This is a genomic window from Ruegeria sp. CJ2, from assembly GCF_056536745.1.
On record NZ_JBQFQF010000015.1, the window covers coordinates 65,244 to 85,510 of the forward strand.

The 20,267-nt window shown below is 57.9% G+C and carries 22 protein-coding genes and 1 tRNA gene; 7 read left to right on the plus strand and 16 right to left on the minus strand.

The genetic code is table 11. The features are described 5' to 3' along the window. Positions 1-29: 29 nt before the first annotated feature. The 5 genes from ACR0MS_RS18270 to ACR0MS_RS18290 all read right to left on the minus strand — a co-directional run bounded on the left by ACR0MS_RS18270 (position 30) and on the right by ACR0MS_RS18290 (position 4,516). Positions 30-1,166 carry an ABC transporter permease gene (locus ACR0MS_RS18270; protein ID WP_480576888.1) on the minus strand — a complete coding sequence of 379 codons (1,137 nt, stop codon included), beginning with the start codon at positions 1,164-1,166 and terminating at the stop codon, positions 30-32. Between the two features lie 5 nt (positions 1,167-1,171). Beyond that, positions 1,172-2,098, minus strand: a complete 927-nt coding sequence (locus tag ACR0MS_RS18275) for an ABC transporter ATP-binding protein (RefSeq protein ID WP_480576885.1) — start codon at positions 2,096-2,098, stop codon at positions 1,172-1,174. Next, a complete protein-coding gene (locus tag ACR0MS_RS18280) occupies positions 2,095-3,057 on the minus strand; it encodes an HlyD family secretion protein (RefSeq protein WP_480576882.1) in 963 nt (320 codons plus the stop codon). Before ACR0MS_RS18280 ends, ACR0MS_RS18275 begins: the two co-directional genes overlap by 4 nt. Positions 3,058-3,168: 111 nt before the next feature. After that, positions 3,169-4,059 carry a haloalkane dehalogenase gene (locus ACR0MS_RS18285; RefSeq protein WP_480576880.1) on the minus strand — a complete coding sequence of 297 codons (891 nt, stop codon included), beginning with the start codon at positions 4,057-4,059 and terminating at the stop codon, positions 3,169-3,171. A 79-nt stretch (positions 4,060-4,138) separates the two neighbouring features. Further along, complete coding sequence (locus tag ACR0MS_RS18290; RefSeq protein WP_480576877.1) at positions 4,139-4,516, minus strand: hypothetical protein; 378 nt, start codon at positions 4,514-4,516, stop codon at positions 4,139-4,141. A 118-nt stretch (positions 4,517-4,634) separates the two neighbouring features. Between ACR0MS_RS18290 and ACR0MS_RS18295 the strand changes: the two genes are divergently transcribed. Then, entirely contained in the window at positions 4,635-5,228 is a 594-nt protein-coding gene (locus tag ACR0MS_RS18295) for a TetR/AcrR family transcriptional regulator (protein WP_480576874.1), read from the plus strand. Between the two features lie 336 nt (positions 5,229-5,564). On the opposite strand, the gene ACR0MS_RS18300 is transcribed toward ACR0MS_RS18295, so the two are convergent. After that, a tRNA-Val gene (locus ACR0MS_RS18300) sits at positions 5,565-5,640 on the minus strand. A gap of 73 nt (positions 5,641-5,713) precedes the next feature. Further along, complete coding sequence (locus tag ACR0MS_RS18305; RefSeq protein WP_480576871.1) at positions 5,714-6,967, minus strand: aminotransferase class V-fold PLP-dependent enzyme; 1,254 nt, start codon at positions 6,965-6,967, stop codon at positions 5,714-5,716. A gap of 224 nt (positions 6,968-7,191) precedes the next feature. On the opposite strand from ACR0MS_RS18305, the gene modA reads away from it, so the two are divergent. The 4 genes from modA to ACR0MS_RS18325 all read left to right on the plus strand — a co-directional run bounded on the left by modA (position 7,192) and on the right by ACR0MS_RS18325 (position 10,263). Beyond that, positions 7,192-7,971: a molybdate ABC transporter substrate-binding protein gene (gene modA / locus ACR0MS_RS18310; RefSeq protein ID WP_480576868.1), complete on the plus strand. Its 780-nt coding sequence runs from the start codon at positions 7,192-7,194 to the stop codon at positions 7,969-7,971. A gap of 3 nt (positions 7,972-7,974) precedes the next feature. Next, complete coding sequence (gene modB, locus ACR0MS_RS18315; RefSeq protein ID WP_480576865.1) at positions 7,975-8,667, plus strand: molybdate ABC transporter permease subunit; 693 nt, start codon at positions 7,975-7,977, stop codon at positions 8,665-8,667. Then, positions 8,664-9,761, plus strand: coding sequence for a molybdenum ABC transporter ATP-binding protein (gene modC / locus ACR0MS_RS18320; RefSeq protein WP_480576862.1), 1,098 nt, complete (start codon positions 8,664-8,666; stop codon positions 9,759-9,761). Before modB ends, modC begins: the two co-directional genes overlap by 4 nt. Positions 9,762-9,855: 94 nt before the next feature. Then, positions 9,856-10,263, plus strand: coding sequence for a hypothetical protein (locus tag ACR0MS_RS18325; RefSeq protein WP_480576859.1), 408 nt, complete (start codon positions 9,856-9,858; stop codon positions 10,261-10,263). A 7-nt stretch (positions 10,264-10,270) separates the two neighbouring features. Here ACR0MS_RS18325 and hemF read toward each other — a convergent pair whose 3' ends face one another. Genes hemF through clpS form a run of 4 tightly spaced genes read right to left on the minus strand, consistent with a single transcriptional unit; the run spans position 10,271 to position 13,331 of the window. Continuing rightward, on the minus strand, positions 10,271-11,155 hold the full coding sequence (gene hemF, locus ACR0MS_RS18330; protein ID WP_480576856.1) for an oxygen-dependent coproporphyrinogen oxidase: 885 nt from the start codon (positions 11,153-11,155) through the stop codon (positions 10,271-10,273). A gap of 4 nt (positions 11,156-11,159) precedes the next feature. Next, positions 11,160-11,957 (minus strand): SDR family NAD(P)-dependent oxidoreductase, encoded by a 798-nt coding sequence (locus ACR0MS_RS18335; RefSeq protein WP_480576853.1) that lies wholly within the window; start codon positions 11,955-11,957, stop codon positions 11,160-11,162. Positions 11,958-11,993: 36 nt separating this feature from the next. After that, the gene (locus ACR0MS_RS18340) at positions 11,994-12,959 is read right to left on the minus strand and encodes a class I SAM-dependent methyltransferase (RefSeq protein WP_480576850.1); all 966 of its coding nucleotides are present in this window, start codon (positions 12,957-12,959) and stop codon (positions 11,994-11,996) included. Between the two features lie 30 nt (positions 12,960-12,989). Next, positions 12,990-13,331: an ATP-dependent Clp protease adapter ClpS gene (gene clpS, locus ACR0MS_RS18345; RefSeq protein ID WP_480576847.1), complete on the minus strand. Its 342-nt coding sequence runs from the start codon at positions 13,329-13,331 to the stop codon at positions 12,990-12,992. Between the two features lie 91 nt (positions 13,332-13,422). Here clpS and ACR0MS_RS18350 point away from each other — a divergent pair, with 91 nt between their 5' ends. Both ACR0MS_RS18350 and ACR0MS_RS18355 read left to right on the plus strand, forming a co-directional pair. After that, on the plus strand, positions 13,423-14,124 hold the full coding sequence (locus ACR0MS_RS18350) for an HAD family hydrolase (protein ID WP_480576844.1): 702 nt from the start codon (positions 13,423-13,425) through the stop codon (positions 14,122-14,124). Positions 14,125-14,404: 280 nt separating this feature from the next. After that, positions 14,405-15,787, plus strand: coding sequence for a D-alanyl-D-alanine carboxypeptidase family protein (locus ACR0MS_RS18355; RefSeq protein WP_480576841.1), 1,383 nt, complete (start codon positions 14,405-14,407; stop codon positions 15,785-15,787). Positions 15,788-15,847: 60 nt separating this feature from the next. Here ACR0MS_RS18355 and ACR0MS_RS18360 read toward each other — a convergent pair whose 3' ends face one another. The 5 genes from ACR0MS_RS18360 to ACR0MS_RS18380 all read right to left on the minus strand — a co-directional run. Beyond that, positions 15,848-17,095, minus strand: coding sequence for a hypothetical protein (locus tag ACR0MS_RS18360; protein ID WP_480576839.1), 1,248 nt, complete (start codon positions 17,093-17,095; stop codon positions 15,848-15,850). Positions 17,096-17,246: 151 nt separating this feature from the next. Continuing rightward, on the minus strand, positions 17,247-18,008 hold the full coding sequence (locus ACR0MS_RS18365) for a LamB/YcsF family protein (RefSeq protein ID WP_480576836.1): 762 nt from the start codon (positions 18,006-18,008) through the stop codon (positions 17,247-17,249). A 12-nt stretch (positions 18,009-18,020) separates the two neighbouring features. After that, entirely contained in the window at positions 18,021-19,019 is a 999-nt protein-coding gene (locus ACR0MS_RS18370; RefSeq protein WP_480576833.1) for a 5-oxoprolinase subunit C family protein, read from the minus strand. Further along, the gene (locus ACR0MS_RS18375) at positions 19,016-19,771 is read right to left on the minus strand and encodes a 5-oxoprolinase subunit B family protein (RefSeq protein WP_480576830.1); all 756 of its coding nucleotides are present in this window, start codon (positions 19,769-19,771) and stop codon (positions 19,016-19,018) included. Before ACR0MS_RS18375 ends, ACR0MS_RS18370 begins: the two co-directional genes overlap by 4 nt. Before the next feature lie 308 nt (positions 19,772-20,079). Next, positions 20,080-20,267 (minus strand): hypothetical protein (locus ACR0MS_RS18380; RefSeq protein WP_480579006.1); only part of this gene is annotated, 188 nt, incomplete at its 5' end.

Sequence of the window (20,267 nt, forward strand, 5' to 3'; positions counted from 1 at the left end):
CCATGTTTAGGGTCGGCTAAAAGCCGTCCTCAGCCCAACCGTTTCTTGAACCTCAGAGTTGCTGCCAGTAACCCGAGCACCGCGAAGCCCACCATCCAAGAAATTTCCCACCGCAACGCGTAGAGCGAAGCGTCGCGCAACACCACACCTCGGATCATATCCATAAAATGGGTGGCCGGCAGGACCTGAGCGATGATCTGGACCGGTTTCGGCATGCCGTCGAACGGGAACATGAAACCGGACATCAGGATCGAGGGCAGCAGGATAAAGATTGTCATCTGCATTGATTGAAGCTGGTTCTGCGCAAGGGTCGAAATCACCAGACCCAAAGAAAGACTGGCGATGATGAACAGCAGTGTCACCACCAGAAGCACGCCCAGTCCGCCGTTGATCGGGACGTCGAACAGCACATGCCCAAGGCCAAGGATGATGGCGACCTGTATCAGGCCCAGAAAGATGTAGGGGATGATCTTGCCGATCATAAGCTCGATCGACTTGATCGGGGTGTTGATCAGCATCTCCATATTGCCCCGTTCGCGTTCGCGGACGATGGCGGCGGAGGTGAACAGGATCATTGTCATAGTCAGGATCACGCCGACCAGACCCGGCACGATATTGACCGCCGACCGTTGTTCCGGGTTGAAATACAGCGTGACCTCAAAGGTGGGAACCTGTCGGTTCTCAGGTTGTTTCAACAGCTCGGTCAGCGGCATCGTACGCAAGGATTTGATTGCGCTGGCCACCATCGTGTCTGATCCATCGACGATCCAATGGGCCACGGGGCGGCTGCTGGTCTCGCCCGTTGCGTCAGGCAGGCCCAGACCAACCGACGGGCTGCGCGCAAGCCGTTGGCTGACGTCCTGAGGGATGATCAGCGCGGCGCGCACGCGAGACTCTGTGATCGCGCGCTCCGCTTCTTGCGGGGTGGTCAGTTCTTCGGTGATGGTAACAACCTGTGTGGCCTGAACGATCTGCGCCAGCGTGCGAGACAGTTCGGTTCTGGACTGATCCACCAGCGCGACGGGCAGATGACGCAGATTGGTGTTGATCGCATAGCCGAACAACAGCAGCTGAATCAGCGGGATCATGATGACCATGGCGAATGTCATCCGGTCCCGCCGCAGTTGCAGCAGCTCTTTCTTCAGCACGGCAGCGATGCGGCGCACAGAGATCACTGTTCAGGCCCTCGTGTCGCGCTGACAAACACATCTTCCAGATTTGGCTTTTGGGGTGTCAAGGATAGATCGGGGAACGCGCCAAGCTGGGCGCGCAGCATTTCCGCCGGTTGAGGTTCAGACTTGTCGACGAGCACGCGCAATCGCGAACCGACCTGCGCGGTCGAAAGGACTTTGGGTTTGCCGTCCAAGGCGTGTTTAACCTTTCGCAGGTCCGGCCCTTCAACTTCGACAACATCGGCCTGCAAATCGTCCATGAGCTGGCGGGGAGAGCCATCCGCTTTTTTTATCCCGTGCTGCAGGATGGCCAGCCGATGACAGCGCTCTGCCTCGTCCATGAAATGGGTGGATACGATCATTGTCGCTCCTTGATCGACCAGATCGAACAGTTGCTCCCAGAACGTGCGACGGGTTTCGGGATCAACGGCTGAGGTCGGCTCGTCCAGAAACAGAAGTTTCGGTCGGTGGATGACGGTGGCGGCAAGGGCCAGCTTTTGCCTTTGACCCCCGCTCATGCTGCCGCTGAGCTGATGGACATTTGTCGTCAGGTCATAGGTGTGGAGCAGTTCGTCAATCCGATCCGTGGCCGATTTCACCGGGAGGCCGTAGATTTCGGCTGCGAACCTCAGATTTTCCAGCACTGTCAGGTCCCGGTAATATGAGAAGATCTGGGTCATATACCCGATCTCATTCTTCAGCGGTTCTGCCGCCTCGGGCATCGACCGGCCCAGAACCGAGATCGCGCCACTACTTGGGGTCAGCAATCCCGTCAACATACGCATGGTCGTCGTTTTGCCACAGCCATTGGGCCCGAGAAACCCGTAGATCTGACCGGTTCGGATTTCGAGGTCCAGATTGTTGACTGCGGTGTTCTCTCCAAAACGGCGGGTCAGACCCTGCGTCGAGACGACGACATCGCTCATGGCATAGGGACCTGCACAGGCACTCCGGCGGGCAAATCCGGCGAAGCGTTGGGTAGGTCAATCTCGGCCAAATAGACAAGTCGGGCACGGTCGTCCTTGTTTAACCCGTAGTAAGGGGTGAAGGACGCGTCGTCGCTGATCCAGCGGATCACGCCATCGAGCGGATCAGACAGCCCGTCAACGCGCACCGCCAGCGTATCGCCGGGTTTCAGATTGACGCGATGCGGTTCGGGCACATAGACCCGCGCGTAAGGTGTATGGCCCGTGACCATAACGGCCACCGGACTGCCGGATGTCACCCGCTCGCCCAGGTTCCATGGCAGTGAATCCAGCACACCGTCGCGCGTCGCTACAACTGTCAGGTCATCCAGCACGGTCTGTTCAGCGGCAACCGAGGCTTGGGCCGCGCGCACATTGGCCTCGGCGACGGCCAGATCTTCGGGACGGGTTCCGTTTTGCAATTCCTTCAAAGATTCCTGGGCGCCGATCAACTCGGCCCGAGCGGAATCGCGCAGGGCCAGATCATTTGCCACTTGCGCTTCGGTCACGACCGAGTTTTCAACCAATCGGGTGTTTCGGTTGAAAATGGCTTCGGCATCAGCCAGCCGAGCAACGGCACCGGCGACTTTGGCCTCGGCAATCGCAATCTCTTCCTCTCGCGGGCCGACCTGCAATTTCAGAAGAGTGGCCTGCGCCTTTTCAAGCTCGGCCTGCGCCAGAGCCAGCTTTGCGCTTTGCAGGGTTGGGTCAAGCTGAACCAGAGTATCCCCAGCCTTGACGACCGTCCCTTCGGCAACCGGCAACTCAACCACGATTTCGCTGGCCGTCGCGGTCAGAGCCACGCGATCGCGCGCTAATATACCCAAGGCCACGCTTGTATCTGTGCCAGAACACCGGTCCAGAACGGCAGGCAATGCCGCGGCCAGTATCAATGGAATGGGGATTGTGAAATTCAGCAAGTCTACCCTCCGGTTTCTGGCCCTCGTATGGGTTGGGCTGGTTTAAAAACCATACTATCGAGAAATCTGTTTTGTATAGATCGTCCAATCGCAACCTGCGGCTGAACAGGGCTATCTGAGTAAGCGCGCCAGCCAATCCTCCAGCTTTTCTCCGATCAGATGGGGATTATCTTCCTGAAGGAAATGAATACCTTGTCCGATATCCACAACTTCGAGAGTCTGGATGGTCTGACGGCACCATTCGACCTCTTTTGGTCCGATGGTGCCTCCTGGTGTGGCATGGAACATCAACATCGGGGTCTGGGTCTCACCCAACCAGCGGCTATAGGCACTGACGATGTCATGCACATCTGTTGGCGTACCGTCGATCGGAATTTCGCACGGCCACACCCGAACCGGCTTGCGACTGCTGGTTGTGGGAAAAGGAGCGCGGTAATGCTCCATCTCTTGCTCGGTCAGGTCACGTATTATGGCGCTTGGCAGGATTTTTTCGACGAACATGTTCAGGCCCGAAATCATGACCCAACCCAGACCGGGCGTCCGCATCATACGGAACCCGGCACGGAAATCGGGTGGGAATCCGGCCCAGCTCATCGGACGGACGATACCTTCCATGAAAGCGATGCCGCGGATGTTTTCAGGATGCCGATGCGCATAGTGGAACCCCAGCGCCGAGCCCCAGTCATGGATGACAAGCGTCACGTCGTTCAACCCCAGCGCCTTGATGAATCCATCAACGTAGGGAACGTGATCAACAAAGCGATATGGAATATCAGGCTTGTCCGATTTTCCCATGCCGATCAGGTCCAAGGCAATGGCGCGGCCCTGCCGGGCGGCATAGGGAATGATGTTGCGCCACAGAAAAGACGAGGTCGGATTGCCATGCAGAAACAGAACCGGCGCGCCTTCCCCTTCTTCGACATAGTGGATGCGCCGCCCGTTCACCTCGACAAATTTCGAGTTAAACGGGAAATCGGGGGAAATCTCTTTATCGCTCGTCATTGCATCGCTCTTTCTGCATTGCGGGTCTCTTCGATCAAACCAAGGGCCTCATCATACCATTTTGGTCGGGCGGCTCATCTTAGACACGATACGCGAAATACGCCCGGACAGACGCGGTAAAGGTCAGACCCATGCTGACGATCGCAATGATAAAGCCAATGACCGCCGTCGCTGGGATCGAGACCAGAAAGTCAACGACAATCGCTGCGCGGATACCGATCATATTGCGCTTAAGGATAGATGCGACGATGCAGGTAAAAGTCACCATGTATCCCAGCATCGTATACAGCATCAGTTTGGCGGCTTGCGGACCGGCCAACTCTCCGACCTTCAGCCCGTAGAACTTGAATGCGGCGAAAAAGCCGAAAGCCAGCAGGATTTTCAAAGCGTTCAGGATGAAGATCATACGCAAGGTGATGGGCTTTGAAGCTCCACTAGTTGTGTCGATTGCGGTCATGTCAGGCCTCCGTTTCAGTTTGGACCACACGGCATTTGCCGTTATGGGCCAGCAATGCTATCCAGATGGATAGATACTGATTACTATCCGTATGGATAGAAAAGGCAAGGAGAAATGTATGGCGCGAAAACGCAAGACGGATCACGACAGTGCCGTAGCGGGTGCGCTCGACCTGTTTTGGCGGCGGGGATACCACGGCGCCAGCACGCGGGACCTAGAGCATGAGACAGGGCTGACCCGATTCACGCTGCAAACCACCTACGGCGGGAAAGAGAAGTTTTTTCTAAAGACTCTGGACACTTATCTGGACAATGCCGAGGCGCAGCATTTTCCGAACGCAGAGACCTATACACTGGATGATCTGGGGGATTGGTTCCGAGGTATAGCCTCGACCGAGCGTATGCCAAAGATCGAGGATGCGGGGTGTCTGGCCTTCAATTCGATCAGCTCATTTGACCGTTCTGACCCTGAGGTGAATGCCCGAATCGAAAGGTATTTGACCACCTTGGAAGGGCGGTTTGCGGCAATCCTTACCCGCGCCAGATCTGAAGGAACGGTGCGCGATGATGTTGATCCAGAGGAAAGCGCAAAGCTACTGGTTGGACTTTTGCTGGGGCTTCACACGATCATGAAGGCCCGGACGTCGGACCAGTTTCCACAAGGCTATGCTGAAGCGGCGGTCGGATTGATTGAAGGATGGAAAAATCGGTAGGCTTCTTCAGATTTACGCTTCTATGGGTTGTGTAGTTCTGATTTCTTACGGTCTAAGCACTTCGTTCCTGTAGCGAATATCTGGATTTTGGACCGTCCGGTCTAGCGTCCACAGTGCCGACTGCCGTAAAGCCTTTGATCTGCGCGCAGACCCGTTCCACCAGTTCCGCGTTATTGGCCTAACAAGCGTCGCCGAGATCGTAACCTTTGCCTCTAAGGAACAATCGTCTGAGCAGTTCAACGCGGTTTTGAGGTTTCGATTCCCGAACACTCGTCCTCAGATTGTCACCAGGTTCTCGTTACAAGACACTGGGCAAACCATTGAAAAAGATGGGAATGGTGGGTGATGAGAGACTCGAACTCCCGACATCTTCGGTGTAAACGAAGCGCTCTACCAACTGAGCTAATCACCCGTGACGGTGCATGTAGCCAAGCCAGCGCGTGGGCGCAAGAGGGTCTGGCATAATTTCTTCCTCAGATTTCGGATCAGTCGGCCATCTCGTTCAAAACGGTCAACAACTGCGCCACTTCCTGTTCGGTGTTGTAATGGCAAAGCGAGATGCGGATGCAGTCGCTCAGACCCAGTGGCGTCAGCACATTGCCGCTATAGTGGTCGGCTTTTCGAATATGGGTGCGGATGCCTTCCTGATTCAGACGCGTCACGACTTGGGCAGACGGAGTGTCGCGCACTACGATCGAGACCAACCCCTCGCGTGCAGGGTTGTCGGCACCGGCCAGAATTGTGATGTGATCCATGTCGCGCAGGCCGGGCAGGTTGCCGGTGCCGTTGATCATCGCATCGGTCAAGTGGGTTTCATATGCGTGAATGGCGCGGCCCGCAGCCTCAATCCGGGCGCGCCGATCGGTTTCTTCCGAGACCTCAGCCCCCAGCCAGTCAAAATAGGCCACAACGTCGGACATCGTTGCGTAAGACCCCGTATCGCGGGTGCCGAATTCCCACCCTTCCGACGGGGCGTCGATCAACTGATCATGGGGCAGGGCAGTTAGACGGTCTGAAATCCAGGCAATCCCATAGCCGTGGCGCGAAAACACTTTGTAAGGTGAAATCGCATAGCCATCGACGAGATAGCTGTCGATATCCAATTGTCCATGGGCCGCATGCTGAATGCCATCGACGATAATGAAACAGTCGGGTGAGACGTCACGTATGGCCCGCGCGATGGCCGCCACGTCCATGCCCATGCCCGTGACGGGCGAGGCGTGAACGATCGTTGCGACCCTGACATCCGACGTCATGGACGCGCGATAATCATCGGCTGTGACCAAACCCGTTTCGTCATCATGCTGTACGTTGACGTAGTCCAATCCCGCAATCTCGGCCCAGCGACGCGCGGCGCTACGGCTTGCGGGGTGTTCGATCGAGCTGCCGATCACTTTGCTGCCCTTGGGCGCGTTAACACAGGCGGTGCGGATCATCCGGAACAACAGTTCGGTCCCGCTTTCGCCTACAAAGAACTGCCCTGTCGAGGCGTTCATGAACACTGACAAATCGGCTTTGGCGGTGTTGATGATGTCCACAAGCGCATGGCTGGCTATGTTGTCCCGTCCCTGATTGTCAGGGATTGCGGCGAACTTGGCCGAGGTCTCAACAACCGAGTTCAACGTGAGTGCCCCGCCCGCGTTCTCGAAAAAGATGCGGGGGCCCTGAAAGGGGCAGGTCTCGACATGGGCAAAGCGCGAACGAATGGCGTCTATCAGACCGGGTATAGTGTGCAGCATGGTGGACGTCCTGTTCCTGAGTTGATTGCAGCATCCATCCGGGACGGGTCTGGATCAATATCGTTTGCGACATTGGTCGCACTCCTACTGACGGAAATGGCAGTACCGCGCATTTTTCTTTGATTATCTGCCTGATATGCGGATGCGTTCCCCAAAGGCGCTTGCGTGCCCCCGGTTGCCTCAGATATCCCCGGAGAGACTGAAACGATGCCAACGAAAAGGATATGCTCCTGTCACGTGCCTGCCGCGTATTGATTGCGGCCCTTATTCTGGTGGGGTCGCTGCAAGGTCCGCTACGGGCGGAAGCGGAAGGTGTATTGGTTTTTGCCGCCGCCAGCCTCAAAACCGCGCTGGATGAAATCGCTCCCACGTTCGAACAGCAATCCGGGCAGGACGTCACCATCTCATACGCGGCCTCGTCTGTTTTGGCCCGACAGATACAGCTTGGCGCCCCTGCGAACGTATTCATTTCCGCCAACGAAGACTGGATGGATGTCCTGCAGGAACAAGAGTTGATAGATGAAGCCTCTCGCGTCGATCTCTTGGGGAACGGGCTTGTCCTGATTGCTGGCAGTGGCGCAAACGATATTGGCGAAATGAGGCTGGATGTCGATCTGCAGGCTGCGCTGAATGGCGGGCATCTTGCCATGGCGCTGGTGGATGCTGTGCCCGCAGGGATCTATGGCAAAGCAGCGTTGCAAAGTCTCGGTCAATGGAGCCGGGTTCAAAATCAGGTCGCCCAAACAGACAATGTCCGAGCCGCGCTTGCGCTGGTTGCAACCGGTGCGGCCCCTTTGGGCATTGTCTACCGGTCCGACGCCAAGGTCGAAGATCGTGTCCAAGTCGTCGCGACCTTTTCGCCGGACTTGCATCCTCCGATCATTTACCCCGCAGCCGCTATCTTGCCTGCGTCAGCCGGGGCGAAAGCTTTTCTTGCCCATCTCAACTCGGACGCGGCGCGTCTTGTATTTGCAGAGCAGGGGTTTGCCCTGCCGGGCGAATAGCCCATGGGATGGCTGGGGCCGGAAGAGCTTGAGGCGTTGAAGCTGTCCTTGCGTGTGTCCTTTTGGGCCACGCTGGTCACCCTGCCATTTGGTATCTTTGTTGCCTATGCCTTAGCCCGCTGGCGGTTTCCCGGTCGGCAGGTTTTGAACGGGCTGGTGCATTTGCCATTGATCCTGCCACCGGTCGTCACGGGATATCTGTTGCTCATTACATTTGGCATTCAGGGGCCTTTGGGCAGGCTTCTGGCGGAATTCGGTGTGGTCGTGGCCTTTCGCTGGACCGGAGCGGCGCTGGCCGCAGGGATCATGGCTTTTCCGCTGATGGTCCGGGCGATCCGGCTGTCGATCGAGGCCGTGGACCCCAAGCTTGAACAGGCCGGGGCCACACTGGGTGCGTCGCGCCCGCTGGTTTTTGCGACGGTCACATTGCCGATGATCCTGCCCGGAGTCGTCGCGGGGGCGATACTGGCCTTTGCCAAGGCAATGGGAGAGTTCGGGGCCACCATCACGTTTGTCTCGAACATTCCGGGTCAGACCCAAACCCTGCCCTCGGCCGTTTATGCGTTTCTGCAGGTGCCGGGGGGCGAGGCTGCTGCCACAAGGTTGGTCGTGATCTCGATCGTGATCGCGATGGGCGCTTTGCTGTTGTCAGAGTTCATAGGACGTCGGGTCGCCGCGCGGGTGGCCGGATCATGAGCCTTTCTGTACGTCTTCAACATGACCTGCCGGACATCAGGCTGGACCTCAGTTTTGAGGCTCCGCCCGGGGTAACGGTGCTGTTCGGGCGGTCCGGGGCGGGTAAAACCACAGTCGTCAATGCGGTCGCGGGTTTGCTGCGCCCTACAGCCGGTCGCGTCGCCATTGATGACTGGGAGCTGTTCGACACTGAGCGTGGCCTGTGGTTGCCTCCGCACAAACGAAGGCTCGGCTATATCTTTCAGGAAGGGCGGCTGTTTCCCCATCTCACAGTTCGTCAGAACCTTTTTTTCGGACGATGGTTTGCACCCAGAGGAGCCCGCAGGGAAAGCCCGCAGAAGGTCATCGAAATGCTGGGTGTCGGGCATCTTCTGGATCGCAGACCAGCCGGTCTTTCAGGCGGTGAAAAACAACGTGTTGCGATTGGCCGCGCTTTGCTGGCCAGCCCGCGTCTGATTCTGGCGGATGAGCCTCTGGCTGCGCTGGACGATGCGCGAAAATCCGAAATCCTTCCGTATTTTGAGCGGCTTCGGGATGAGGTGTCCGTTCCAATTCTTTATGTCACACATTCGGCGGCCGAGGTCGCGCGCCTCGCCACTTCGGTGGTGGCTTTGCAGGACGGCAAGGTCGTGCGCCATGGCCCCGCGTCCGAGGTGTTGGCGGATCCTTCGGTTGCACCCGCAGGTGTCAGGGCCGTGGGCGCGGTTCTGCAGGTGCGCGTGGCCAAGCACCATGATGATGGGCTGACCGAGTTGGATGCGGGTGGCACCAGCTTGTTCCTGCCACGTATTTCCCATCAGGTCGGGGCCAGTCTTCGCATCCGCATCCCGGCGCAAGAGGTCATCCTGTCCAGCAAGCGCCCCGACGGGCTCTCTGCTTTGAACGTGTTGGAGGGGACGGTTGAAACGATCCGGTCAGGTGAAGGGCCGGGCGCGATCGTTTCAATTAAAACGACGGCCGGTTCGGTTCTGGCTCGGATCACGCGCCGTTCGGTCACATCCCTGGGGTTGGAGCCCGGGCGCGTTTGCTATGCAGTGATCAAAACCGTCGCGCTGGCCCCGCAGGATGTCGGCGGGCGTCTGGGCAGTTACTGAGGCCACGGCCCCACTCGGACTGCGACCGGGATTCTTTACTCGGCCTCTGTGTTTGCTATGGTTCCGGTTAGGTTTTTATCGCGGGATTTCAGTTATGCGAAATTGGAAGCTGCCATTTTTGGCTTTGTTGATTGCCCTTCCGGGCCTCGCTCAGGCGGTTGGGTTCGGCATTGGCGCGTATCCGGCATTCCGTACCACGGTCACACCCCTGAAGAACGGCATATACGAGGTGTCCACCAGCGGTTCCTCTGCGCCGGTTGCCTATTGGTGTGGTATTGGCGACTTTGCTATCCGCACCCTAAGAACCAAGGCATCCCAGCGCATCTACATCACCCGGGCCTACGAGAAGCAATCGAGGACCGTGCAATTCTCGCTGACCCCACCAGACGGGGTCGATACCACTCCGGGTTACTCGGTCACGGTCAAACGCGTCGGTGAAAACATGTCCGCCGGATCAGCGCAGGGGTACTGTTACGACAACTTCATGGATTTTGGGTTCTGACCGCTGATCAGACCCATTTCGCCAGCGGCGGCAAGCTCATGAGAACGGCATCGGGGTCATGGCCGGTTTCCAGCCCGAACTTGGTGCCACGGTCATATACAAGGTTATATTCCGCATAGAGGCCACGGTGCACAAGCTGGGTGTCCTTGTCTGCCGCGTCAAATTCCTGAACCCGGCGCTTTTCGACCAGTGGCAGAAAGGCAGGGAGGAACGCTTTTCCGATATCTTGCGTCAGCGAGAAATCCGATGACCAGTCACCGGTGCAATAATCATCCATGAAGATGCCGCCGACCCCACGGGCGCTTTTGCGGTGCGGGATATAGAAATACTCATCCGCCCAGTCTTTCAGGCGCGGATAATGCCCCGGCCCATGCGGGTCCAGATGCGCCTTTTGGGTGGCGTGAAAATGGGCCGTGTCCTCGTCATATTCGATGCAGGGGTTCAGGTCGGACCCACCGCCGAACCACCATGCATGCGGTGTCCAGAACATGCGCGTGTTCATGTGGACCGCTGGTACATGCGGGTTCTGCATATGCGCGACCAACGAGATGCCCGACGCCCAAAAGCGCGGGTCTTCTGTCATGCCGGGAATGCCTTTGCGCGCGGCCATGGCGTGTTGTGCGCGCTCACCCAGCGTGCCGTAAACGGTCGAGATGTTGACGCCGACTTTCTCGAACACACGGCCTCCGCGCATGACGGACATCAGGCCGCCACCAGCGTCCGTGCCCTCGTCAGATCGGCGTGTCGTTTCCTTGACCTCAAACCGGCCCGGCCCTGCGTCCGAGAATGGCCCGGTGTTGTGGCTGTCTTCCAGTGCTTCAAACGCCGCAACGATGTCATCGCGCAGTTGGCGGAACCAGGCTGAGGCGGTGGACTTTTCTTTTTCGAACATTTGATTAGTGCGCCGGGGCTGCGACGGGGTCCAGCAGGGTGCGGCCTCCGTCAATGGTCAGGATTTGTCCGGTGATGAAACCGGCAGCGTCCGAGGCAAGGAACTGTGCGGTTTCCGTCAGTTCGGTCGGGGCGGCGATGCGGGACAAAGGTGTGTGTTTTTCGATGTCATCCCGGAAGTCGCGGTTCTCTTTCAGGGTGGATTGCAGCGATGCACTCATCACCGACCCCAGCGCGATCGAGTTGACGCGGATGCGGTTCGGAGCCAGCGCCACGGCCAGAGACCGGGTCATCTGATCCAGTGCGGCGGTCGAAACCGAATAGGCCATCAAGTCCGGGTGTGTGCGTCGGGCAGCAATCGACGACAGGTTGATGATCGACCCGGCCGGGTTTTCGGTGTCACCCGCCTGTTTGATCATCCGCTTGGCGACAACCTGACTGAGCCGCAAAGCGGGCATCAGGTTCTGGTTCAGCAAAGTCCGCACCGAGTCATCGTCCGTGTCCAGAGGATCGGACGGAATGACCTGCCGCGCCCCGTTGATCAGAATATCCACCTGATCGAAGGCGTCTATGGTGGCGGACAGCAGGTTCGCAATCGTCAGCTTTTCCCGCAGGTCGCCGGCAAAGAAGCGGATGTTACTGTCATCGGCCTGTTCGCCCAGTTCATCAGCCAGACGCTTTTCGTCCATGTCGGCAAACATGACATTGGCACCCGCATCCGCAAAGTGCCGACCGATGGCCAAACCGACGCCGTTGGCGCTGCCGGTCACGATTGCTGTTTTGCCAGCGATGGAAAAGGACATGCAAATCTCCTGGGTTGAGGCGGAGGTTAACCGGGATCACCGTCGAGGGCGAGAGGCATGGAACACTTTGAAACGTGCGTCGCCGGATACTTCTTCAACGCGCGCGAACCTGTCGGTCAAAGTTGCTTCGTATGGAAGGTGGCGGTTGGCGACCATCCATAGTTCTCCATGCTTGGCCAGATTGCGGGCGGCGGACTTGATGAACCCTTGGCCCAGTTCCGGCTCGGCGCTGCGTGACGTGTGGAAGGGCGGGTTCATGACGACGGTGTCCAGCGCGTCGGGCGCATTCCATGTCACGGCATCGGCCCAGTGAAAAACCGCGCGTTCATCGGTGACATTCGCCTGCGCACAGGTCAGGGCGATATGGTCGGCCTCGACCAGATGCAGGCTTCGCAAACCCGCATTTTGGATCAGTGACGCTGAGAGAAACCCCCAGCCCGCCCCCAGATCTGCGACCCGCGCCCCGATCTTGTCCGGCAGTGCATTCACAAGCAGCGTTGAGGCCGGATCGACGCCATCTGCCGAAAAGACGCCGGGAGCGGTCTGATATCCGTCCGCCATTTGGGTCTTGGGCGCGGCCCAGTCGTCAAACGCATCGGGCGCAGAGCGGAACCAGAAGATTTTGCCATGCGCCTTGGAAATCGGCCCCTCAACATCTGCTCGCTTACGGATTTCTTTCAGAAGACTGTCCACACCATCGGTTTTGGCGCCGTCCACGACGATCACGCCACTGGCGCGCGCGCAGGCTTGCTGCACAAGGCTGCGGGCCAAGGCTTTGGCGCGGGGCAGGATCACGATCGCATCCTGACACGGGTCCTGAGACTGCGGCGTTACGACAAATCCTTGGTCCGCAAAATAGTCGTGGAACGGTTTGAAGGGCTGAACGACTTGCGTGTCGCGCGGCAGAGAGGACAGATCATTTGCCGGTGTCGGCCCAATGACGGTCAGCGGTTGAGACAGCACAAGGCCGCTTTGCAAGGCGAGATCAAGGCGAGGGGACATGGGCAAATCCGGTAAGAGCCGCCGCTGGCGTCACTCTTCGCGTTCCATGGTACATTGCAGCGGGTGCTGGTGCCGACGGGCAAAATCCATGACCTGCCCGACCTTGGTTTCCGCAATCTCGTGGCTGAACACGCCGACCACGGCAACGCCCTTTTTGTGGACGGTCAGCATGATTTCGAACGCTTCGGCGTGGGTCATGCCGAAGAAGCGCTCGAGCACATGAACGACGAACTCCATCGGGGTGTAGTCATCGTTCAGGAGCAGAACCTTATACAGCGGCGGGCGCTTGGTCTTGGGGCGTGTCTGGACCAGAACCGACGAGTCAGACTCGTCGTCGGAATTGTCAGACATCATCCATTGGTCAATAAGCATCGCGCGGCTGTCCGATTCAGGCTTCGGTTTATCTGTGCGGTTATATAACGTCCTAGGGGTCAGAGAAAAGAGCCAGCGGGACGCAATTGTAATGGAAAATAAGCTGACCACAATCGGGTTCGATGCGGATGATACATTGTGGCACAATGAACGGTTCTTCCAACTGACGCAGAGCCATTTCGCGGAATTGCTGGCCGACCATGCCGAGCGCGATCATCTGCTAGATCGTTTGCTGGAAGCTGAAAAGCGCAACATTCGACACTATGGTTACGGAATCAAGGGCTTCACCCTGTCGATGATCGAAACCGCCATCGAGGTGACCGAGGACCGCGTTCCCGCGTCAGTCATTCGGCAGTTGATCGAAGCAGGGCAGGACATGCTGGCCCATCCGATTGAGTTGCTTCCCCATGCGCGCGAGGCGATCGAGGGTGTAGCCACGACACATAAGGTCGTGTTGATCACCAAGGGCGATCTGATTGATCAGGAACGCAAGCTGGCGCAGTCGGGGCTGGGGGAGCTGTTTGACGAAGTCGAGATAGTCTCGGAAAAAACGCCAGAAATCTATCGAGAGATTTTCCAAAGATATGGCGAGGGGCCAGAGCACGCGATGATGGTCGGGAACTCGATGCGGTCCGACGTTGTGGCCCCGATTCAGGCCGGGTGTTGGGGCGTATATGTTCCACACGGGTTGGTCTGGGAGATCGAAAAGGCAGAGATACCGATGGGCAACCCACGCTTCAAGGAGTTGGAACACCTGGGAGAGCTGACAGGCCTCGTTCAGACACTTGGATGATGTTGCCGATTGGTCTCAGTTCGGGAAAAACAGAGTGATCGCAAATGCCGATTTGCGAGTTGGGGCGGATTTAGTGGTGTGGCGTCAATTTTCAACAACATATAGCGTTAAATGAGCAGCCAATAAAGCGACGAATTTGTACGCTTTAGGTTTATTTCACGGGGTCTCTGTGCTAGCCTGAAGGATAATAAAATAAATGTATTGCTGACCGGGAAAACCCGGCGGCGTGAGGTAGACAGAGGCAAAGATCGTGCAGGTTCGGCGGACAGTTCCGGCCCGAATGGGCTTTATTCTTATAGCATTCGTGTGGTTGCTTGCTTTTGCGCCGCTCCAGTCATTGGCCGCGCCCTACGCGGCCATGGTGATTGACGCGCGCACCGGTGAGGTGTTGCATTCGCGCAACGCCGACACCCGGCTTCATCCCGCATCGCTGACCAAGATGATGACGCTCTACATTGCGTTTGAGGCCGTGCGAAACGGTGAGATCGAGCTGGACACCCCGGTTCGCATCACCAAAAAAGCCTCGTCCGAACCCCCGTCGAAACTGGGTCTTCGTACGGGCCAGACGATTGCGTTTCGGTATCTGATCCGCGCCGCGGCCGTGAAATCGGCCAATGACGCGGCCACGGCGATCGGCATCGCCATCAGCGGGTCCGAGGCGGCGTTTGCCCGGCGCATGACCCGCACCGCCAAAGCCATGGGCATGAGCCGCACCACGTTCAAGAACGCGCACGGGTTGACGGAATCAGGTCACCTGTCGACTGCGCGGGACATGACAACGCTGGGTCGGCATCTGCTGTATGATTACCCGCAGTATTATAACCTGTTTTCGCGTCAGTCGACGCATGCCGGGATCAAGACGGTGCCGAACACGAACCGTCGGTTGCTGGCCGCCTACAGGGGTGCGGATGGGATCAAGACCGGATACACGCGGGCAGCAGGCTTTAACCTTGTGGCCTCGGCCAAACGTAAAGACGAACGGATCATTGCCACGGTTTTCGGTGGAAAATCCGGTGCATCACGTAACGCTAAAGTGGCCGAGCTGCTGGATATGGGGTTCCGCCGCGCACCGTCGCGTGCACCAATCCGCAAACCGTCGCGTCCTGCTTACGCAGGAAATGCGGGCCTGAATGTACAGGTCGCGCGATTGGTTGGCGCACCGACCACCAGTTTGCGACCGGTACTGCGTCCGGGACCGGGGGCCGCCGTTCAGGTGGCCGGAACGGTTGCAGCGACCGCAGCGAAAAACGGCGCGCGTATTCAGGATGGGATCGCGGCAGCCATCGCCGCCGCAGATATTCAGACCCCGTCCGAGGATACGACCCGCCCGGCGGCCCGTCCCGAGGATCTGGTCCTTGCATCGACCGGCCCCGTCGAACAGCCCGAGCCCGAGCAGGAGATTGTCACGCGCTTGTCCACCTCGGGTGGGCATCTCTGGGGTGTGAATGTCGGGCGCTATACAACACGATATGAGGCCGAAAAGGTGCTGTTGAAAACAGCCCTTTCGGAAATGACCACTCTGGAAGGAACGCTGCGCAAGGTGAACCAAAGCGCGCGCGGCTTTGATGCGACGTTTCAGGGCATGACCCGCGAACAGGCTGATCTGGCCTGCCGCAGGCTTCAGGCCCGGAATGTGACATGTTTCATGATCGGGCCGTCATAAGACCCGGCATATATTCTCCTGACTGGACATGGGCTGCGAAGACATTCGCGGCCCTTTTTCTTAGTCGAAGACATGGCCGTGCTGGTATTGCTCATCCTGACCGGCGGCGGCGGTCAGCGCGGCGACGTTATCCTTGGTGAAAAAGCCGTCATAGTGATGGCAGCGCTCAATATACTCGGTGATCAGAAGGGTATTCTTCGAGTGTTTTGAGAAAATCTGTTTCAGGTTCGGGTCGTCTTTGCACTCGCCAACCACATGCGCCAGAAACGGCACGCCCTTGTCCTTGAGAGTGTTCACGACGAAATCGACGTTCTTTTCGCCGGCACCGTGGTCGCCGTCCTGTATCTCGACGGCCATATGGTGCAGGCGACGGCCAAAATTGCGAACGAAGTCTTCGGTGGGCATCGGCAGCTTGGCAAAGGAGTTCACGAAAGAGGGCGTGTTGTTTGCCGTGAACACCTTGGCGGGGGATTTCTTGTCATCGTCGACACTCGGATTGCGGTTCACATTGGTGGACGAATTCATGTCAAAGATGTTGTACGCACCCCAGAAATAATAGGGCACCATCGTGAGGAATTCGAGGATCGCATCCTCACGCTCTCCGGCCAATACCCGCGTGGCAAGGTGGTCGATGCCAAGCATGAGCGGGGCAATCTTGCTGTCTGACCCAAAAGCGGCTGCCTGATCCAGGCGGGATTGTTCAGCATCGCTGAGCAAGACGCGGTCGCCCAGGCCAAGACTATCCGTGTCGTTGAAATCAAGCGTGGAATAGCCGACCCGATTGCAGGTGAAATCCGATGGCGTCGTGAAGCGGAAGCCGTCCAGTGTGTAAAACGGATTTTCGGTATCGCCACTATATTCAAACCGTATGTTCTGATCTTCCAGCGTCTTGGTCAGCGTGTTCAGGTCGGAGGCCGCGAATACCTCGCCCACATACCGAGTTTGGGGTGTGTTGCGGGCCAGCGGATACATGCGGTTGATACGGGGAATGAAATCCTCGAATGTCGGGCTGAGGGGTGCCATCACGATCAGCGCGGGGTAATCTGCGTGGGAATGCAGAACCGAAAACTTGTGCGTTCGCCCAAGATAGCTGGCGGTGTGGCGATAGGGGCTCATCACATAAAGCTCGACCAGCGTGTCAAACAATGTGTCCGGTTCCACCTGAAGAACAATGGCCCGCATCGGCCCGACCTGATCTGCGATGCCTGAGCTTGAGCGGCGTTCGTAAATCATCGGCAGATACTCGTTGAAGAAATCCGAGTTCTTCTTGTCGCCGCGGGGTTCGTAAGACATCAGATCAAAAGACATTAAGCGTGCTCCTTGCCGGTGCGCCGTGTGCTCGGTGCAGGTCGTTGCCGGGATTTGTGGTACTCAGATCATACAGTTACGGCCATGCTAGGGCCTGAGGCGATACCGGGCAACAGTCTGGACATGGGGTGGCCAAGTTATGCCAACCTGATCAACGGGTGAATTTTGTCACGTCAACACCGCCCGCAATCAGGTTTTCCCGGACCGAGCGGGCAATTTGCACAGCAGTTGGTCCGTCACCGTGCAGACAGATGGTGTCGATCGACGTTTCCAGTCGTTTGCCGGATTCGGTAATGATGGCCCCTTCCTGAACCATATTCACAATGCGCGGACCGGCCAGTTCGGGGTCATGGATGACCGCGCCGGGTTTGCTGCGGTCGACCAGAGTTCCGTCGTCGTTATAAGCGCGGTCTGCAAAAATCTCTCCGACCCATTTGCAGTTCAGCTCGCGCACGGCGTCTTCCTGTTTGGTCACGGCCAAAACCATGATGATAATGTCCGGGTCCACATCCAGAGCACCCTGATAACAAGCCCGCGCCATGTCGATGTCGACCGAACACATATTTGCCAGTGCGCCATGCAGCTTGAGGTGCCGGACCTTGGTGCCAACGGCCTTGGCAACCCCTATGGCTGCACCCAACTGATACCGAACCAGATTGCGCAGGCTGTCATGCGGGATTTTCATGTTGCGGCGCCCGAAACCCTGAAGGTCGGGAAACCCCGGATGCGCCCCGATGCCGACGTTGTTTTCTGCCGCCTGTGTCATCGTCTGTGCCATGACGTCCGGATCTCCGGCGTGAAAGCCGCAGGCGATGTTGGCCGAGGTGATGATCTTGAGCAGGCTTTCATCATCACCCATGTTCCATGGGCCAAAGCTCTCTCCCATATCTGCATTCAGATCAACGCTGGGCATCGGCAAAACTCCTTAGTCTGTGGCAGAGATCATTCCGCCGACCAATTGGTAGGATAACAGGTCAGGGATGTCATGGGGGTCGCGGATCATAGGTTCCACCCGCGAAGGCAGGCGACACAAATCGCCTTGGAAGGCCGCGTGCAGGACGACGGCCTCATCCATCGTGACAAACTTGAAACTCAGGTGTCCGCCAGCGGGCGTTTGCGCCGCGCGCGGCAGGTCGCACGGAAGGACCGTTGCAATGCGCGGATACCCTCCGGTGGTCTGGCACTCGGGCAGCAGGATGAACGGGTTCCCGGTGCCGGTCATCTGGATGTCGCCGGGTGTGATAACCTCGGACAGGATGTTGAGTTGACCCTTGGCGGCAAAGCCTTCTCCGGCGCTTTCAAGCTGCATCCCCATTCGGTTGGCCCGGGCACCACGTTGGAACTGCGTATTGGCAAACCGGTCCAAGGTATCTTGGTCGAACAAAGGGGTTTGGAAACTGGCGACGACCCGAAGCACGCCGCCCGAAAATCGGTTGTCGGGCGGCAGTTTCAACCCGGCCTGACCCGAGCCCGCCCCGGCAGTCAAATGGTCACCTACCTGGACAGTCCGTCCAATCTTGGCCGTCAGGTGGGCGGAGCGAGAGCCAAGGAACATGTCGCCGTCAATTCCGCCACCGATATGCAAATACCCATAGGTTCCTTGCGTCGCTGCACCGATGGTTAAACGCTGTCCCGCTTCAAGTTCGTGCGACGCGTTCCAAATGACGGGGCTGCCGTCAACGCTCGCCTGCATCGGCGCGCCGGTCAACGCTATGCGCGTCGGTTCGGTCGCTTCAAACTCGCCACCCATGCCCGCCATTTCCAAAGCCGCCAATGTAGGCGCTTGACCCAGCAAGGCCGCCCCTTCGTACAGGGCCAGTATGTCTGCGGCTCCGGAGCGTGAAAGACCCTGATCCAAATAACCGGTACGCCCCAGATCCTGCAGTGTGCATGCGGGTCCTATTCTTAGAACGGTAAGGCTCATGACCCGATTTCCTGATACGTCGCGCCGCCCGAGCCATCTAAGTCGTTTGCGCGAATAGTCTCGAGATCGTCTTGCGAGACGGAATAGAACTGCATCTCATCACCGGGCGTTAACGCAAAGCTGTTTGGGCGCTCGGGTCGAAAGCAGCGAAAAGCAGTTTGCCCGACATGTCGCCACCCGGTTGGCGTCGGCCCTGAGAACAGCACAAACTGCGATATGGCCAAAACCAGCGCGCCTTCCGGCACCATCGGGGTCAGCTCCTGCAAGCGCGGTATGTTGAACTCGGGACCCAGAGGTCCGAGATAAGGCTGCCCGGGTGCAAACCCGATTGTCAAAACCCGCACGCGCGAGTCGCTGAGCCGTCGCACCGCTTCATCCGGTGTCAGTCCTGCCGCGGCCGCCGCTTCGTTCAGTTGCGGTGCCAAGTCCCCTCCATAAACAGTTGGAACGCGCCAAGACTTGCGGCCCGAGGGCATCGGGGCCTCAAACCAGTTTTGCTGCCCAAGTAGGTCAGACACGCGGGTTCGGATTTCCGAGTGGGGGAGCTGTTCGGGATCAAAGCGGACATAGGCCGAAGCCAGCGAAGCAGACGTTTCAATCACACCATCCCATTGGGCCTGATCCAAAGCACTTCGAAAGGCCAGGGCCGCACGGTTAGAAGATTCCGCCATGCTATCCGCGAACGAGACAAGCAGACCGTCAAAGCCGACGGGTTGAATTCTTGGAAAGGGGGGTGCGACTGGCGATATCATGACGAGAAAATCTGAGGCCTTCCTGTTCGGACGACCTGACCGCATTCAGTACGAATGCGCAAGCCTCTGACCATCGCCGCCGAGTATTAAACGCGAAACTGGATGCCCGATCTGGTGATTTTAGGTTCGGATTGCATCAAAACCTGAAGTTCGACTCGCTTGAGTCTTGTGGGTGGGGTAGGGCAACTTACTATATATAGGGTGGTCACGAGTGCCGTGGTGCGACGACTACGGTATTATTCGTCTGGAAGCCGTGATCAGGGGCTTGGGTTTCAAGATTTTGGATGTTTAACCATCTGTTTTTAAATCTAAAAAAATAAAACAGCAAAAAAATCGCGCAATATGCATTTTTCCACTTGCGGGTTTTTGGTGTTATCCTTAGAACCCCCTTCACCGGCGCTGCTGAGGCGGGGTTGGGGCGCTGCGGGAGCGGCGGGGACGCTCAGGATAGACTGGGGGCATCTGAGGTTGAGTTTTAGGCGGGCGCGCTGAGTTG

Bases quoted from the DNA above. Each gene is read 5' to 3' on its own strand.
- ACR0MS_RS18275 (WP_480576885.1), bottom strand. From the start codon at position 2,098: ATGAGCGATGTCGTCGTCTCGACGCAGGGTCTGACCCGCCGTTTTGGA.
- ACR0MS_RS18285 (WP_480576880.1), bottom strand. From the start codon at position 4,059: ATGACGAGCGATAAAGAGATTTCCCCCGATTTCCCGTTTAACTCGAAA.
- ACR0MS_RS18290 (WP_480576877.1), bottom strand. From the start codon at position 4,516: ATGACCGCAATCGACACAACTAGTGGAGCTTCAAAGCCCATCACCTTG.
- ACR0MS_RS18295 (WP_480576874.1), top strand. From the start codon at position 4,635: ATGGCGCGAAAACGCAAGACGGATCACGACAGTGCCGTAGCGGGTGCG.
- ACR0MS_RS18305 (WP_480576871.1), bottom strand. From the start codon at position 6,967: ATGCTGCACACTATACCCGGTCTGATAGACGCCATTCGTTCGCGCTTT.
- modA (WP_480576868.1), top strand. From the start codon at position 7,192: ATGCTCCTGTCACGTGCCTGCCGCGTATTGATTGCGGCCCTTATTCTG.
- modB (WP_480576865.1), top strand. From the start codon at position 7,975: ATGGGATGGCTGGGGCCGGAAGAGCTTGAGGCGTTGAAGCTGTCCTTG.
- modC (WP_480576862.1), top strand. From the start codon at position 8,664: ATGAGCCTTTCTGTACGTCTTCAACATGACCTGCCGGACATCAGGCTG.
- ACR0MS_RS18325 (WP_480576859.1), top strand. From the start codon at position 9,856: ATGCGAAATTGGAAGCTGCCATTTTTGGCTTTGTTGATTGCCCTTCCG.
- hemF (WP_480576856.1), bottom strand. From the start codon at position 11,155: ATGTTCGAAAAAGAAAAGTCCACCGCCTCAGCCTGGTTCCGCCAACTG.
- ACR0MS_RS18335 (WP_480576853.1), bottom strand. From the start codon at position 11,957: ATGTCCTTTTCCATCGCTGGCAAAACAGCAATCGTGACCGGCAGCGCC.
- ACR0MS_RS18340 (WP_480576850.1), bottom strand. From the start codon at position 12,959: ATGTCCCCTCGCCTTGATCTCGCCTTGCAAAGCGGCCTTGTGCTGTCT.
- clpS (WP_480576847.1), bottom strand. From the start codon at position 13,331: ATGCTTATTGACCAATGGATGATGTCTGACAATTCCGACGACGAGTCT.
- ACR0MS_RS18350 (WP_480576844.1), top strand. From the start codon at position 13,423: ATGGAAAATAAGCTGACCACAATCGGGTTCGATGCGGATGATACATTG.
- ACR0MS_RS18355 (WP_480576841.1), top strand. From the start codon at position 14,405: ATGGGCTTTATTCTTATAGCATTCGTGTGGTTGCTTGCTTTTGCGCCG.
- ACR0MS_RS18360 (WP_480576839.1), bottom strand. From the start codon at position 17,095: ATGTCTTTTGATCTGATGTCTTACGAACCCCGCGGCGACAAGAAGAAC.
- ACR0MS_RS18365 (WP_480576836.1), bottom strand. From the start codon at position 18,008: ATGCCCAGCGTTGATCTGAATGCAGATATGGGAGAGAGCTTTGGCCCA.
- ACR0MS_RS18370 (WP_480576833.1), bottom strand. From the start codon at position 19,019: ATGAGCCTTACCGTTCTAAGAATAGGACCCGCATGCACACTGCAGGAT.
- ACR0MS_RS18375 (WP_480576830.1), bottom strand. From the start codon at position 19,771: ATGATATCGCCAGTCGCACCCCCCTTTCCAAGAATTCAACCCGTCGGC.